The sequence below is a fragment of the Nocardiopsis sp. NPDC006198 genome (assembly GCF_040613895.1).
GTDB classification, from domain to species: domain Bacteria; phylum Actinomycetota; class Actinomycetes; order Streptosporangiales; family Streptosporangiaceae; genus Nocardiopsis; species Nocardiopsis tropica.
On sequence record NZ_JBEXSY010000016.1, the window covers coordinates 116,222 to 130,619 of the forward strand.

Genomic DNA, 14,398 nt, shown 5'->3' on the forward strand with positions numbered 1-14,398 from the left:
GAACACCGTTAGCAAACACCGTTGACGGACATGAGGGCCGTTCGCTGAGAGGGCGGCGTATGCCGACACACACCGGACTTTTCGGGCGCCTCGGTCTGGGGGCCCACCGCTGGCGCTGGGCCGTCCTGACCGCCACCGCGCTCTTCGCCGTCTTCGCCGCGGTGTGGGGGTCGGGGGTCTTCTCCGACGTGAGCGAGAGCGGGTTCGAGGACCCGGGGTCGGAGTCCTCCGAGGCCACGCGCCTCCTGGAGGAGGGACTGGGACACGACGGCGTCGACATCGTCGCGGTCTACCGCAGCGACGAGATCCAGGTGGACAACCCCACCTTCGCCGCGGCCGTGCAGCGCATCGCCGACGGCATGCCCGACACCGTCGCCGACTTCGACGTCTACCTCGACGAGGAACTCCCCGAGACCGAGCGCGGCATGCTCGTGGCCGAGGACATGCACGCGACCTACATCCCCGTGACCCTCACCGGGGAGAGCCACGCCGAACGCCTCCACCAGTACGAGGAGGTCGCCGAGCACCTGGGGTCCAGCACGCTGGAGGTCCACCTGGGCGGCCCCGTCGCGGTCGAGCACGAGCTGTCCGAGACGGCCGAGACCGACATCGTCCGCGCCGAACTCGTCACCCTGCCGGTCCTGCTGCTCCTCCTCGTCGTGATCTTCGGCGGCCTCGTCGCGGGCCTGGTCCCGCTCGCCGTCGGCGGCCTGGCCATCCTCGGCTCCCTGACCGTCCTGCGCGCCCTGACGTACGTGACCGACGTGTCGGTGTTCGCGGTCAACGTCGCCACCATCCTCGGCCTGGGACTGGCCATCGACTACGGCCTGTTCATGGTCAGCCGGTTCCGCGAGGAACTGGGGCGGGGGCGGGCGATCGGCGACGCCGTGCGCCGCACCGTCGACACCGCCGGCCGCACCGTCGCCTTCTCCGGCATCACCGTCGGCATCGCCTTCGCCGGCCTGCTGTTCTTCCCCCAGCCCATCCTCAAGTCGATCGGCTGGGGTGGCATCGCCGTCGTCCTGTTCGACCTGCTGGCCGCACTGGTCTTCCTGCCGGCCCTGCTCGCCGTGGTCGGCCGGAGGATCAACAGCCTCAGGATCCCCCTGCCCCGGCGCACCGTCACCGGCGCCGTCCACGAGAACGCCGGCTCCTGGGCGCGCCTGGCACGGACCGTCATGCGCGGCCCCGCCGTGTCCCTGGTCGCGGTCGGCGCCGTCCTGCTGGTCTTCAGCTCCGGTCTGGCCTCGACCCAGCTCGGCTCCACCGACCAGCGCTACCTGCCCGGCGACGCGGGCAGCCGGATCGCCACCGAGGCGGTGGCGGAGGACTTCCCGGCGGGCGGTCTGGGCCGCCTCGACGTGGCGGTGGTCGGGGACGCGGGCGAGGAGTCGCTGGAGGAGTACGCCGAGCGCCTGGCGGAGCTGCCCGGGGCCTCGCTCTCCCGGGTCGAGCGCACCGGCGACGGCATCGCCCACGTCTTCGTCGCCTACCAGGGGGAGTCGGACTCCCCGGAGGTCGCGCAGCTGGTGCGCGACGTGCGGGCCGAGCCCGCGCCGGAGGGGGCCGAGCGGACCCTGGTCGGCGGCGTGGCGGCCATGCAGCAGGACAACGTGTCCGCGATCGTCGACTCGGTGCCGACGACGGTGGGCTTCGTCGCCGCCGCGACCCTGTTCCTGCTGTTCCTCGCCTTCGGGTCGATCGTCCTGCCCGTCAAGGCCGTGCTGATGGGCGCGCTGTCGCTGGGCGCCTCCCTGGGCATCGCGGTCTGGGGCTTCCAGGAGGGCGGGTTCGCCGGCCTGCTCGGCTTCGACGCCGTCGGCACGATCGACCCCACCTACCTGGTGCTGATCACGATCGTCTCCTTCGGCCTGGCGATGGACTACGAGCTGTTCCTGCTCAGCCGGGTCCGCGAGGAGTACCTGCGCACGGGGGACAACACCCGGTCGGTGGCGGCCGGCCTCCAGCACACCGGCCAGATCATCACCAGCGCCGCGATCCTGCTCATGGTGGTGCTGCTGGCCATGGGCACCTCGGGCCTGCTGTTCCTGAAGATCATCGGTATCGGCCTGGCCATCGCGGTGCTCGTGGACGCGACCCTGGTCCGCGCGGTCATGGTGCCCGCCACGATGCGCCTGCTCGGCAGCGCCAACTGGTGGCTGCCGCGACCCCTCCGGTGGCTCCACGACCGCGTCGGGATCTCCGAGGGCGGGGACGACGAGGACGCCGCCGCGCCCGGTGACCGGGCACGGGACGGGGACCGGGAGCCCGCCGGGGTCTGACACGGCAAGGAGCGCTCCCCGGCGGCATGCCGCCGGGGAGCGCTGTGCTCGGCGCCTGCCGGGCCGACCGGGCCCGGCGTGCCGGCCGTCACGTGCGGTCGGGTGCTGCGGTGCGGTGCGTCGGTGCCGGGACGGGGCGCGCTGCCGTCGGGCGGTGTCCGCCGCTCGGGGTCAGGCGTGCGGGGCGGGGATCGGCGCGTGGCGCCGGATGGCGTGGTACAGGTCGTTCAGCTCGGGGCGGGGCGGCATGTTCAGCTCTCCCAGCATCCGTGAGGACAGCCTCTGGTACACGCGTATCGCCTCGGCCGTGCGCCCCGCCTTGTACAGGGCCAGGATCAGCAGCCTGGCCAGGTTCTCCTCCAAGGGGTGGTGGCGCAGGGTGGTGCGCAGCATCCCCACCACGTCGTTGTGGCGGCCGACCTGGATGCTCAGCGCCGCGTACTCCTCCAGCACCACCAGGCGGACGGTCTCCATGAAGTCGCGTTCGTCGTCGAAGGCGATTCCGGGCAGCTCGCCGAGGAGGGGACCCCGCCACAGGGCGAGGGCCTCCCCGAACATCTCCGCCGCGCGTCCCGGCTCCCCGTGCTCACGGAGGTCGCGCGCGGCTTCGACATGGATGTGGAACAGGGTCAGGTCGAGCTGGTCCAGCCTGGCGACGAGCCGGTAGCCCTCGGACCCGCTCTCGATGCGGACCTGGCGGTGGACCGGGAGGCCGGCCAGGGCCCGGCGCAGACCCGAGACGTACTTGTGCACCAGGTTGTTGGCGTAGGCCGGATAGGTCGAACCCCAGACCATGCCGATGATGCGCTGCGTGGTCAGTGACTGGTTGGCGTTGATGGCCAGGGCGGCGAGCACCGCGCGCTGCCTGGGGGCTCCCAGGGGAAGGAAGACGGTGCCGTCGGTGACCGCCAGTTCGCCCAGTACGCCCAGGGTGGTGGTCTCAGGCTGTGTTCTGTGCATTCAGGAGCCTTTCCAGCTGACTCTTCCTCGCGTTGACGTGCTCCTGCTTCTTTCGGTTCTCCGGTCCTTCATTCCGGGTTCCGGCGCCGAGAGAATTCCAGGGTCTTGCGGGGTGGAACAGCGCTCCCAGCTGCTTCGGTGCCGCCGGGGGCGCGGCGAGTCGATCATAAACACGCAGGCCATGCCTGTAAGTAATGGATAAGTTCCGCTCCGGCGCCGACCGCGGTGGCTTCGCAGCCCCTGGGGTTACGGACAAGCCCAAGGCCATCTCTTGTGTTGATAGTCACAATCCCATGACGATCATGGTCCTTGATCAATTGCGCGTGCATTTTCGCAGGTGGATGTGCTGTGCGCGGCAAAATGCGAACTTCTTTCGCGATTCGTCTTCAGGTCTTGTTCAGGGCTCCTTCAGGGCGCCTCCGGATACTCGGTCCTGTGCGGAGGCGGCCCGTGGCCCGCCCGCCCCGACACGGGAACCACCCTTCTTTGCCGTTCCGAACCTCGTCCCCCGGCGCGGAGACGCCTCCCGCCCGGGGAACGTGAACGAAAGGGAAGCACATGAACCACGCAACGACCAGCGCGCAGCCGGCCGCCACCGGGGCCAGCGACCGCGTCACCCTCGCCGGGCTCGACCCCGAGCACGCCGAGGTCCGCGAACTCGACTACGACTCGACGGTGCCCCGTGGGCTCGTCCACCGCAACGCCGTCTCCGAGGTCTTCGTCACCGACTCCCAGCAGACGGGGGAGAGCACCTTCGACGTGGCCGCCCAGCTCCCCCGCGGCCACGTCATGCTGGAGTCGACCGCCTACGACCTGCCCCTGATCCTGGAGGCGTGCCGCCAGACCGGCGTGCTCATCTCCCACCGGCACCTGAACGTCCCCATGGACCGGGCGTTCATCATGCAGCGCATGTCGCTGGACATCACCGACCTCGACGGTCTGCGCCAGGGCTCCGAGCCCGGCCGGCTCCTGGTCCGGACCGAGGCCGACCTCTACCGCAACCAGGCCGGGAAGCTGCGCGGATACGACTTCCGGGGCGACGTCCTGCTGAACGGCACCGAGGTCGCCAAGGCCACCGGCGCGCTCATCTTCGTCAGCAAGCTCACCTACCAGGCACTGCGCAGCAAGGGGCGCAACGCCCTGGACTGGAGCACGGGACCCGCGCCCCGCGCGGTCCCCGCCCGGCCCTCGGTCGTCGGCCGGCGCGACCCGCGCAACGTCGTCATCACCGAACCGGTGCAGCGCGGCGAGGAGGGCTGGAGGGCCACCGTGGTCCCCGACCACAGCCACCCCCACCTGTTCGACCACCCGCTGGACCACCTGCCGGGCAACCTGCTCATCGAGGCCGCCCGCCAGCTGGCGGTCGCGGCCGTGGCGCGCTCCAGCGGACTGGACCCGGCCACCCTGGCCCCCGTCTCGGTGGAGGCGTCCTTCTCCTCGTTCTCCGAGAACGACCTCGCCTCCGTCGTGGAGGCCGACCTGGTCCCCTTCCGCAGCGACGAGCGGTTCGGCCCGGTCATGGGCGCGGACGTCCGCGTCATCCAGCAGGGCGTCGCGGGCAGCACCTTCCGGATCGAGGTGGCGCAGTGGTCCTGAAGCGCATCGAGGCCGTCGTCTGCGACTACGGCGGCGTGCTCACCAACCCGCTCATCGAGACCCTGGAGCACTTCGCCGGGGCCGCGGGGCTGACCCCCGACGCCATCCTCACCGCGATGGGGGCCGCCGCCGAGCGCAACGGCGCCGACCCCATGGCGCTGCTGGAGGTCGGGGCCATCACGGAGGCGGACCTCGTCTCGCAGATCACCGCCGAGCTCCCCGAGGGGGGATGGGCGCTGCCCGAGGGCCGGACCTTCGGCGAGGCCTGGTTCGCCGGGCGCACCGGGAACCGGGAGTTCGCCGAGTTCCTGGGCCGGCTGGGCGGGGACGGCTACCGCATCGCCCTGCTCACCAACAACGTCATCGAGTGGGAGGAGCTGTGGCGGGCCACCGTCCCCGCCGACGACCTCTTCGAGGTCGTGGTGAACTCCGCGCACGAGGGCGTGCGCAAACCCGACGCCGAGATCTACGAGCGCCTCCTCGCGCGACTGGACCTGACGCCCGACCGCTGCCTCTTCGTGGACGACCTGGAGGCGAACCTGGAGCCCGCGGCCAGGATGGGCATGGCCACGGTCCGCTTCCGCGACAACGCCCAGGCGATCGCCGACGTGACCGCGCTCCTGGACGCGGCGGGCGAGCCCCGGCGAGCGGCGGAGGGGGTCCTGTGAGCGCCCCCGGCCCGCAGCCGCAGGTGCTGGTGGTCGGCGCCGGGCCCACCGGGCTCGCCGCCGCGTGCACCCTGCTCCAGAACGGCGTGCCCTGCCGCGTGGTCGAACGCCGCGCGGGGGTCGCCGAGGAGCCCAAGGCGCTCATCCTGTGGAGCGGGGCCCTGGAGGTCCTGCGCAGGCTCGGCGTCCACGAGAGGGTGATCGGCCAATCCCTCCCGCTGGCGTCGGCGTCCTACTTCTCCGGCGGACGCAGGATCGGCGGGGTGCGCTTCGGCGGTCTGGAGGGGACCGCCTTCCCCGGCCCGGTCTGCCTGCCCCAGCCCGGCACCGAGCAGGCGCTCTACGACCGCCTCCTCGAACTCGGCGGGTCCGTCGAGTGGTCCACCCAGGTCCACTCGGCGGAGCCGACGGGGGAGGGCGTGCGGGTCGTCCTCGGTCCCTCGGGGGACCCGGACAGCCGGGAGGAGGTCTCCGCGGCCTGGGTGGTGGCCGCGGACGGCAGCCGCAGCGCGGTCCGCGAGTCGCTCGGCGTGGCCTTCGAGGGCGACACCTACGACCGCGTGTTCCTGCTCAGCGACGGGGTGGTGAGCGGCCCCGTGCCCGAGAAGGAGGCCCAGTACCACCTCACCCCCGACGGGGTGCTGGTGATCGTGCCGCTGCCGGGCGGCGGGCACCGGGTGTTCTTCGACATCGCCCCGGACGGGGACACCGAGCCGCCCGGCGACGAACTGCTCGCCCGGCTGCTCGCCGAGCGGGGACCCGCGGGGATGCGCATCGAGAGCGTGTGGTGGCGCAGCCGCTTCCGGGTCCACGCCCGGGTGGCGCGCGAGTTCCGGCGCGGGCGCGTGCTCATCGCCGGGGACGCGGCCCACCTGCACAGCCCGGCGGGAGGCCAGGGGCTCAACACCGGCATCCAGGACGGTTTCGACCTGGGCTGGAAACTGGCCTCCGTGCTCCGGGGCGCCCCGGAGGGGCTGCTGGACAGCTACCCGCTCGAACGCAGGCCCACCGCCCAGGCGGTGGTGCGCAGCGCGGACCAGCAGACCCGCACGTGGATGGTGCGGGCGCCCCTGGCGCGCCTGGTCCGCGACACGCTCATGCGCACGCTCTCGGCGTCGGGCCTGCTGGAGAAGCGGCTGGTGCCGCAGTTGGCCCAGATCTCCCCGGACCTGCGGGAGAGCCCCGCCGTCACCGCGCCCCCGCCCGGCTGGCGGGAGCGCGAGGCGGTGGGGAACGCGGTCCCGGGCCGGCGGATCGGCGACGCGCCGCTCGTCCCCGCGGCCGGGACCAAGGCCGAGAGCCTGCACGACTACCTCGCCTCCGGGCGGCAGGCGCTGCTGGTCGGCGGCTCCTCCCGGAGGGCCGCCGACGCGGCGGCCGAGCTGAGGCGCGCGGTCCCCGAGGACGTGGACGTGCTCCTGCTGACCGGCCGCGACGTCGCGGCGCCCGACCCCGCGGCCCACGACGTGGCCCGGTGGGGCGGGCCCCCGGGGGGCGGGGCCGGGCGCGAGTGGGTGGTGCACGTGCGTCCGGACGCGGTGGTCGCCTCGGTCGCCGTCCTGGACCCCGGCTGGCGGGCGGAGGACTTCCTCGGCTCCGCGCCGCTGCCGCGGGTCCAGCACTCCCCCAAGTAAACGATATGTGAACCCTATTGTTTAGGTGAATGATCGTCGCATGCTTATACGATACTGTGGCGACGACGGTACACGCCGTGGCGGTCGGAGCCTTCCGACCGCCACCGGCGGTCCCGCGCGCACAAGAAGAACGGGGGTGGCACGATGCTCGACGCGTTGACCGGGCTGACCACGCGCAGACCCTGGTGGGTGCTGTTCGCCGCCCTGCTGGCCGTGGTCGGGGCCGTGGTCCTGGGCTCCGGGGTCGCGGACCGGCTCCGCGCGGGCCAGGGCACGGAGGACCCCTTCTCCGAGTCCGCCCTGGCGGGCGACGTCCTGGAGGAGCACTTCCCCGACAGCCGGCCCAACCTGATCCTCCTGGTCGAGGCCGAGGCGGGGGTGGACGACCGCGAGGTCGCCCGCAGGGCGCTCGGACTGGCCGAGGGGCTGGCCTACGAGGACGCCGTCGCAGGCGTCACCTCCTACTGGCAGACCGGCTCCGAGGAGCTCAAGTCCGACGACGGATCCCGCGCCCTCATCGCCGCCCATGTGAGCGGCACGGAGGACGAGGCGGGGCCCGCCGTCGCCGCGATCGCGGAGGCCTACGGAGGGGAGCACGGCCCCCTCACCGTCAGCGTCGGCGGGCAGACCGCCGTCCTGAACGACATCGAGTCGACCATCGCCGAGGACCTCCTGCGCTCGGAGCTGATCGCCCTCCCCCTGACCCTGCTCATCCTGGTGTGGGTCTACGGCAGCGTCGTCTCGGCGGTCCTCCCCCTGCTGGTCGGGGTGGTCGCCATCATCGGGACCAACGCCGCCCTCTACGTGATCGCCGGGTTCACCGACGTGTCGGTCTTCGCCCAGAGCCTCACCATCGCCCTCGGGCTGGGCCTGTCGATCGACTACGCCCTGCTCATGGTGCGCCGGTTCCGGGCCGAGCTGGCCGCCGGGGCCGACCCGCCCACGGCCACCGCCGTCACCGTCCGCACGGCCGGGCGCACGGTGGTCTTCTCCGCCCTGGCCATCTCCGCCGCCCTGGCCGCGATGCTGCTCTTCCCGCTCTACTTCCTGCGCTCCTTCGCCTACGCGGGCGTGACGGTGGTGGCGCTGGCGGCCCTCGCCTCACTGGTGGTGCTCCCGGCCCTGCTCACCCTCCTCGGCCACCGCGTCAACTCCCTGGACCCGCGCCGCCTGCTCCGCCGCCGCGCCGGCGCGGCCGAACCCCTCTCCCCGGAGGACGCCGCCGACCGGCGCTGGCAGCGGCTCACCCGCCTCGTCATGCGCCGCGCCCCCCTCTTCGCCTCCGTGTCGCTCATCGTCCTGGTCGTCGCCGGGCTGCCCTTCCTCCGGGTGGAGTTCGGCATGGCCGACGACCGCCAGCTGCCCGCCGAGACCGAGTCGCGCCAGGTCATGGACATCATCCGCGACGATTTCAGCTCGACCGCGACCGGAGCGGTCGACGTGCTCGTCCACAGCCCCCCGCAGGACACCGACGCCGCCGCCCTCGACGCCTACGCCTCCGCCCTGTCCTCCCTGGACGACGTCGACGAGGTCCGCTCGCCCCTGGGCGTGTACTCCGACGGCGCCAACACCCGGGCCCGCACCCCCGTGGACGCCCTGCGCGAGTCCGACGACCTCGCCTACCTCCAGGTGATGCCCGACCCCGGGGTGGAGGACATCTCACCCCAGAGCCAGGACCTGGTCCGCGCCATCCGCGCGGTCGACACCCCGCTGGAGACGTCCGTCTCCGGCCAGGCCGCGGCCGTCGTGGACGCGCAGGCCGCGATCGCCGAGCAGATCCCGCTCGCGCTGACGGCCGTCGTCGTGAGCATGCTCGTCCTCGTCTACCTGCTCACCGGCAGCCTGGTCCTGCCGCTGCTGTCCGTGCTCTTCAACGCGCTCAGCCTCACCGCCATGTTCGGCGCGGTGGTCTGGATCTTCCAGGACGGCAACCTGAGCGGGCCGCTGGGATTCACCCCCACCGGGTTCATCGACACCGCCCTGCCCGTCCTCATGTTCTGCATCGCCTTCGGCCTGTCCATGGACTACGGCGTCTTCCTGATGTCCAGGATGCGCGAGGAGTACGACCGGGTGGGCGACCACCGCGCGGCCGTCGAACTCGGCCTCCGGCGCACCGGCGGCATCATCACCGCGGCGGCCGTCACCCTGGCCGTCGTCCTGCTCGCCATCGGCGCCTCCCGCGTCACCAACACGATGATGCTCGGCTGGGGCGTGGCCCTGGCGGTGGTCGTCGACGCCACCGTCGTGCGCTGCTTCCTGGTGCCCTCGGTGCTGCGCATGACCGGGCGGGCCACCTGGTGGGCCCCCGAGCCGCTGCGCCGCTTCCACCGGGCCTTCGACGCGACCCTCGGCGAGGGCGCGGCCGAGCCCGTCCGCCCGCACGGGCCGGGCGGGGACGCACCGGACACCGGGGCGGCCCCCTCCGACACCACGACCGGCCGCCCCGCGACCCCGGAGGAGGGCCCCGCGCCCGCCCCGGTCGCGGAGCCCGACAGGAAGAACACCGAGGTGGCCCATGTCCGGGACTAGGAAGGCCCTGATCGCCGGGGCCGGCGCCGCCGCCGTGGCCGCCGCCGTGCTCGTGCTGCTGCCCGCGGGCGGCTCCGGGACCTCCGCGGCGCCCGTGCCCACGGCGGAGGAGCGGGCCGAGGCCACCGCGCGCCGGATGGCCGGAGCCGACATCGTCGACGTTCCCGTCTCCTTCACCGTCACCAACGGCAACGACTCCCGGCTGCCGTGCAACAGCGACGGCGGCGAGTACACCCTCCGGGGGCACCTGACCGCCCCGGCGGCGGCACTCGCGCAGGAGGACCCCGCCGTCACCGTCTACCAGCACGGACAGGCGGCGGGGGAGTGGTTCTGGCGCATGGACGAGCCCGGCCTCCACCACGCGGAGGAGATGGCCCTGCTCGGCCAGGCCTCCCTCACGCTGGACCGGCTCGGCTACGGCTCCAGCGACCGCCCTGACGGCATGGCCCTGTGCCTGGGGAGCCAGGCCGACATGGCGTCGCAGGTCATCGCCCAGGTCCGCGAGGGCGACTACACGGTCGGGGACCCCGCGGCGCTGGACGGCGGCGTCCCGGCCTTCGACCGGGTCACCCTGGCCGGGCACCACAGCGGCGCCCAGATCGCCCAGATCACCGCCTACTCCTTCGAGGGGGCCGGGGCGCCCGACGCCCTGGTCCTGATGGCCTGGAGCGGCACCGGCGTCACCGACCGCGCCAACGCCCGCTTCTTCGGCGGCCTGGCCTCCTGCATGCAGGGAGGGGTCCCCGCCGACGCCGGCGCGGGTCCGCCCGACCCGGACGGGGACGACCCCGCCGGATACACCTACGTCGACGTCGGCGACACGTCCTTCACCAGGGCCAACTTCCACGACACCTCCACACCGGCCGCCGCGCTCGCCGCGTCCCTCCAGGACCGCACCCCCTGCGGGGACCTCGGGACCCAGGTGGAGGCACTGTCCACCGACATGCGCCGCGTGGACCGCATCGACGTCCCCGTCCTCTTCGCCTTCGCCGAGGACGACACCCGGGTGGGCGAGGGGGCCTCGCACGCCGCGCTCTTCACCGGGGCGCCGGAGAGCGAGACCGTCACGGTCGCCGGCGCCGGCCACTACCTCGTCCTCGAACCGGGCGCCGCCGCCCTGCGCGAGGACCTCGCCGCATGGCTGGAGGAGCGGTGAACCGCACGGGACCCCGCCGCCCGACCGGCGCCCACGCACGCCAAGGAGCACCCATGACCCGCCCCCTCGGACGCGCCGCCCGCCTGGCGGCCGCCGTCGCCGCGGCCCTCACCGTCGCGGCCACCACGGCCGCGGCCCCCGGGCCCCTTCCCGGGACCTCGTCCGGGGCCCCGCACGCGGGAGCTCCCGGGGCGGCGGGCGCCGCCGTGCCCGCCGCCCCCGCCGAACTCCCCGAGGGGGTGGTGGACCTCCCCGTGGAGTTCACGGTCGACAACGTCAACCGCACCCGCGGCCGGTGCTCCGCGGACGGGGAGGAGTACACCGTGCGCGGCCACCTCACCGCGCCGGCCGAGGTCCTGGAGGCCGGGGCCCCGGCCGTGACCCTGCTGGTCCACGGCACCAACACGGGCGAGTGGATCTGGCGGCTGGACGTCGAGGGGCGCAACTACGTCAACGAGCTGGCCGCCCGCGGCCACGCCTCGGTCACCATCGACCGCCTCGGCTACGGGTCCAGCGACATCCCCGACGGCTTCGCCAGTTGCAGCGGGGCCCACGCCGACATCGCGAACCAGGTGGTCGGGCAGCTCCGCGAGGGGGCGTACGGGGTGGAGGGGGGCGAGCCCGCCGCCTTCGACACCGTGGTCATGGGCGGCCACTCCAGCGGCGCCCTGGTCGCCGAGACCGCCTCCGTCTCCTTCGGCGACGTGGACGGCCTGCTCCTGACCGGGTGGGCGGCCGTGGGCATCACCGACGACACCAACCGGCGCTTCCTCACCGCCTACCAGACCTGTCTGGAAGGCGGCGAGGAGCACGCCGAACCGGGCGACCCCCGCGGCTACGTCCACTTCGACCCCACCCTGGAGGACTTCCGCGAAGGGGGGCTCGGCGCCGACGCCGACCCCGCCGTGGTCGCCGAGGTGGAGGAGCACTGGGGCCGCAACCCCTGCGGCGTCATGATCTCCGAGCCCATGGCGATCCTCTACGACCTGGACCTGGTCGGGGAGATCGACGTCCCCGTCCACCTGGTCTTCGGCGCCCACGACGTCCTCCGCCAGGGCGTCGAGGGCTATCCCGGGCTGTTCACCTCCAGCCCCGACGTCACCGCCACCACCCTGGACGACGCCGGCCACTTCGTGACGGTCGACGCCGGATCCGAGCTCCTGTACGAGACGGCTGCCGCGTGGTTGGAGCGGCACGCCCCCACCTCCTGACCCTGGAAGGCGAACACACACGATGGCCTCGTCACCGACGACAACCTCACCACCGAGCACAGAAGGGGCCCCGCCGGGGCGCCCCCCGTTCCTGACCCGGCTCGGGGAGGGCCTGGCCCGGCGCCCCGGCCGGGTGATCCTGGCCTGCATCGCGCTGGCCCTGGTCAGCCTGGTCCTGGCGGCCGGGACCATGGACCGGCTGCTCCTCAGCCGCTTCGAGAGCCCGGGCTCGGAGTCGGAGCGGGTCGAGCAGCTGCTGGAGGACGGCTTCGGCACCGGCAAGCACCACTTCCTGCTCCTGGTCACCGCCCAGGGCGGCGACGTGGACGCCCCGCAGGTCGTCGAGGCGGCGACCGCGCTGGAGCGGGACCTGGCCTCCCGCGAGGAGGTCGCCGAGACCGCGTCCTACTGGGGCCGGGGCGACTCCCCCGCGATGCGCTCCGAGGACGGGTCCCAGGCGCTGATCACCGTCCGCATGGAGGGGACCGTCACCGAGGCGCGCACGGCGCTCGGCGAGATCTCCCCGGAGTTCACCCGCGACGACGAGGTCCTGCGCGTGGAGGTGGGCGGCGGCGACGAGATCTTCCGCCAGGCCGCCCAGCAGGCGCAGGCCGACTTCATCCGCGCCGAGCTGATCATCTTCCCGCTGGTGTTCGTCCTGCTGCTCATGATCTACCGCAGGGTCTCCGTCGCCGCACTGACCCTGGCCATGGGCCTCTTCTCGGTGATCGCCACGCTCGCGCTGCTGCGCGGCGTCACCTACTTCACCGACGTGTCCACCTTCGCCGCCAACCTCACACTGGTCATGGGCGTGGGACTCGGCGTCGACTACAGCCTGTTCGTCATCAACCGCTTCCGCGAGGAGCTCGCCAGGGGGAGGGAGGTCCCCGAGGCGGTCACGCTGGCGGTGGCCAAGGCCGGGCGCACCGTCTTCTTCAGCGGACTGACCGTCGCGGTCGCGCTCTCCTGCCTCATGCTCTTCCCGTTCCCCTTCCTCCAGTCCTTCGCCTACTCGGGCGTGGGGGCCGTGGTGACCTCGGTCTTCGCGGCGCTGGTCATCCTGCCCGCCGCGCTCGCCAAGGTCGGGCACCGCGTGCGCCCCAAGCGCGAGCCCGCCCCCGACAGCGGGTGGTGGCACTCCACCGCCCTGAGGATGATGCGCCGGCCGATCCTGTGGGGCCTGCCCGCGCTGGGCCTGGTGCTCCTCCTGGCTGCCCCGGCCACGGGGCTCGACTTCGGTCTGCCCGACGCCCGCGTGCTGCCCCAGGGCAACTCCAGCCGCGACGTCCAGGACCAGATCGAGACCAACTTCGTCCAGGAGGAGATGGACGCGGTGCAGGTCCTGGTGGACACGCCCGGAGGGGCCGGCACGGCCGCCCTCGGCGAGTACGCGCAGGCCCTGTCGCAGGTGGAGGGCGTCTACCAGGTGGACGCGCTCACGGGCCGCTACACGGGCGGCCAGGAGGTCGCGGGGCCCGAGCCCGGGGCCGACGACAGGTTCGGCTCGGCCGAGGCCACCTGGTTCTCCGTGGTGCCCAGCTCCGACGCCCTCACCGACGTCGAGGACCTGATCGAGCGGATCCGGGACGTGCCCGCACCCGGCGACACGCAGATCGGCGGCTACCCGGCCGACCTGACCGACTTCCGCGAGGCCCTGCTGGGCCAGGTGCCGCTGGTGTTCGGGCTCATCCTCGCGATCACCTTCGTCATCCTGTTCCTGATGACCGGGAGCATCCTGCTGCCCGCCAAGGCGATCGTGCTCAACGTGCTCAGCCTCGCGGTGATGTTCGGGGTCCTGGTGTGGATCTTCCAGGAGGGGAACCTGTCCGGGGTGCTGGGCTTCACCGCCAACGGCACGCTGGAGACGACGTTCCCGATCCTGATGTTCTGCATCGCGTTCGGGCTGTCGATGGACTACGAGGTGTTCATGATGTCCCGGATCAAGGAGGAGTACGACCTGACCGGGGACAACACGAGGGCGGTCGCGGCCGGGCTCCAGCGCAGCGGCCCGCTGGTCACGGCGGCGGCGGTCATCCTCGCCGCCTCCTTCGCCACCTACGCCGTCTCCGACGTCCTCTACCTGATGATGCTCGGCATCGGCATGGCGGTGGTGATCCTGGTGGACGCCACCCTCATCCGCGGCGTGCTGGTGCCGGTGTTCATGCGGTTGGCCGGCCGCGCCAACTGGTGGGCGCCGGCCCCGCTGAAGCGTGTGCACGCGCGCTTCGGGATCTCCGAGTAGGACGCCCGCGTGTCGGGGGGCGGGGGGGGGCCCCCCCCCCCCCCCCCCCCCCCAAAAACAGGGGGGGGGCCCCGGGGGGGGGGGGGGGGAGGGGCCCCGCCCCCGCGGGCCGGGTGCGGG

At 73.1% G+C, this 14,398-nt stretch carries 9 protein-coding genes; 8 read left to right on the forward strand and 1 reads right to left on the reverse strand.

What is annotated here, in order from left to right; translation table 11 throughout:
• The first annotated feature begins 59 nt into the window (after nucleotides 1–59).
• Nucleotides 60–2,282 carry an MMPL family transporter gene (locus ABZ234_RS13915; protein WP_355012255.1) on the forward strand — a complete coding sequence of 741 codons (2,223 nt, stop codon included), beginning with the start codon at nucleotides 60–62 and terminating at the stop codon, nucleotides 2,280–2,282.
• A gap of 171 nt (nucleotides 2,283–2,453) precedes the next feature.
• Here the strand turns inward: ABZ234_RS13915 and ABZ234_RS13920 are convergent, their stop codons facing one another.
• A complete protein-coding gene (locus ABZ234_RS13920; RefSeq protein ID WP_267949169.1) occupies nucleotides 2,454–3,242 on the reverse strand; it encodes an AfsR/SARP family transcriptional regulator in 789 nt (262 codons plus the stop codon).
• A gap of 558 nt (nucleotides 3,243–3,800) precedes the next feature.
• Here ABZ234_RS13920 and ABZ234_RS13925 point away from each other — a divergent pair.
• The 7 genes from ABZ234_RS13925 to ABZ234_RS13955 all read left to right on the forward strand — a co-directional run bounded on the left by ABZ234_RS13925 (nucleotide 3,801) and on the right by ABZ234_RS13955 (nucleotide 14,278).
• Nucleotides 3,801–4,838: a ScbA/BarX family gamma-butyrolactone biosynthesis protein gene (locus ABZ234_RS13925; RefSeq protein ID WP_355012256.1), complete on the forward strand. Its 1,038-nt coding sequence runs from the start codon at nucleotides 3,801–3,803 to the stop codon at nucleotides 4,836–4,838.
• The gene (locus ABZ234_RS13930) at nucleotides 4,829–5,506 is read left to right on the forward strand and encodes an HAD family phosphatase (RefSeq protein ID WP_355012257.1); all 678 of its coding nucleotides are present in this window, start codon (nucleotides 4,829–4,831) and stop codon (nucleotides 5,504–5,506) included. Before ABZ234_RS13925 ends, ABZ234_RS13930 begins: the two co-directional genes overlap by 10 nt.
• Nucleotides 5,503–7,140 (forward strand): FAD-dependent monooxygenase, encoded by a 1,638-nt coding sequence (locus ABZ234_RS13935; RefSeq protein WP_355012258.1) that lies wholly within the window; start codon nucleotides 5,503–5,505, stop codon nucleotides 7,138–7,140. Before ABZ234_RS13930 ends, ABZ234_RS13935 begins: the two co-directional genes overlap by 4 nt.
• A gap of 144 nt (nucleotides 7,141–7,284) precedes the next feature.
• Nucleotides 7,285–9,669, forward strand: coding sequence for an MMPL family transporter (locus tag ABZ234_RS13940; protein WP_355012259.1), 2,385 nt, complete (start codon nucleotides 7,285–7,287; stop codon nucleotides 9,667–9,669).
• Nucleotides 9,656–10,825, forward strand: a complete 1,170-nt coding sequence (locus ABZ234_RS13945) for an alpha/beta hydrolase (protein WP_355012260.1) — start codon at nucleotides 9,656–9,658, stop codon at nucleotides 10,823–10,825. Before ABZ234_RS13940 ends, ABZ234_RS13945 begins: the two co-directional genes overlap by 14 nt.
• A gap of 53 nt (nucleotides 10,826–10,878) precedes the next feature.
• Nucleotides 10,879–12,036: an alpha/beta fold hydrolase gene (locus tag ABZ234_RS13950; RefSeq protein ID WP_355012261.1), complete on the forward strand. Its 1,158-nt coding sequence runs from the start codon at nucleotides 10,879–10,881 to the stop codon at nucleotides 12,034–12,036.
• A gap of 22 nt (nucleotides 12,037–12,058) precedes the next feature.
• The gene (locus tag ABZ234_RS13955) at nucleotides 12,059–14,278 is read left to right on the forward strand and encodes an MMPL family transporter (RefSeq protein WP_355012262.1); all 2,220 of its coding nucleotides are present in this window, start codon (nucleotides 12,059–12,061) and stop codon (nucleotides 14,276–14,278) included.
• The last annotated feature ends 120 nt before the right edge of the window (nucleotides 14,279–14,398 follow it).

Excerpts from the sequence above, each read along its gene's own strand:
- ABZ234_RS13915 (WP_355012255.1), top strand. The coding sequence starts at position 60 with ATGCCGACACACACCGGACTTTTCGGGCGCCTCGGTCTGGGGGCCCAC.
- ABZ234_RS13920 (WP_267949169.1), bottom strand. The coding sequence starts at position 3,242 with ATGCACAGAACACAGCCTGAGACCACCACCCTGGGCGTACTGGGCGAA.
- ABZ234_RS13925 (WP_355012256.1), top strand. The coding sequence starts at position 3,801 with ATGAACCACGCAACGACCAGCGCGCAGCCGGCCGCCACCGGGGCCAGC.
- ABZ234_RS13940 (WP_355012259.1), top strand. The coding sequence starts at position 7,285 with ATGCTCGACGCGTTGACCGGGCTGACCACGCGCAGACCCTGGTGGGTG.
- ABZ234_RS13945 (WP_355012260.1), top strand. The coding sequence starts at position 9,656 with ATGTCCGGGACTAGGAAGGCCCTGATCGCCGGGGCCGGCGCCGCCGCC.
- ABZ234_RS13950 (WP_355012261.1), top strand. The coding sequence starts at position 10,879 with ATGACCCGCCCCCTCGGACGCGCCGCCCGCCTGGCGGCCGCCGTCGCC.
- ABZ234_RS13955 (WP_355012262.1), top strand. The coding sequence starts at position 12,059 with ATGGCCTCGTCACCGACGACAACCTCACCACCGAGCACAGAAGGGGCC.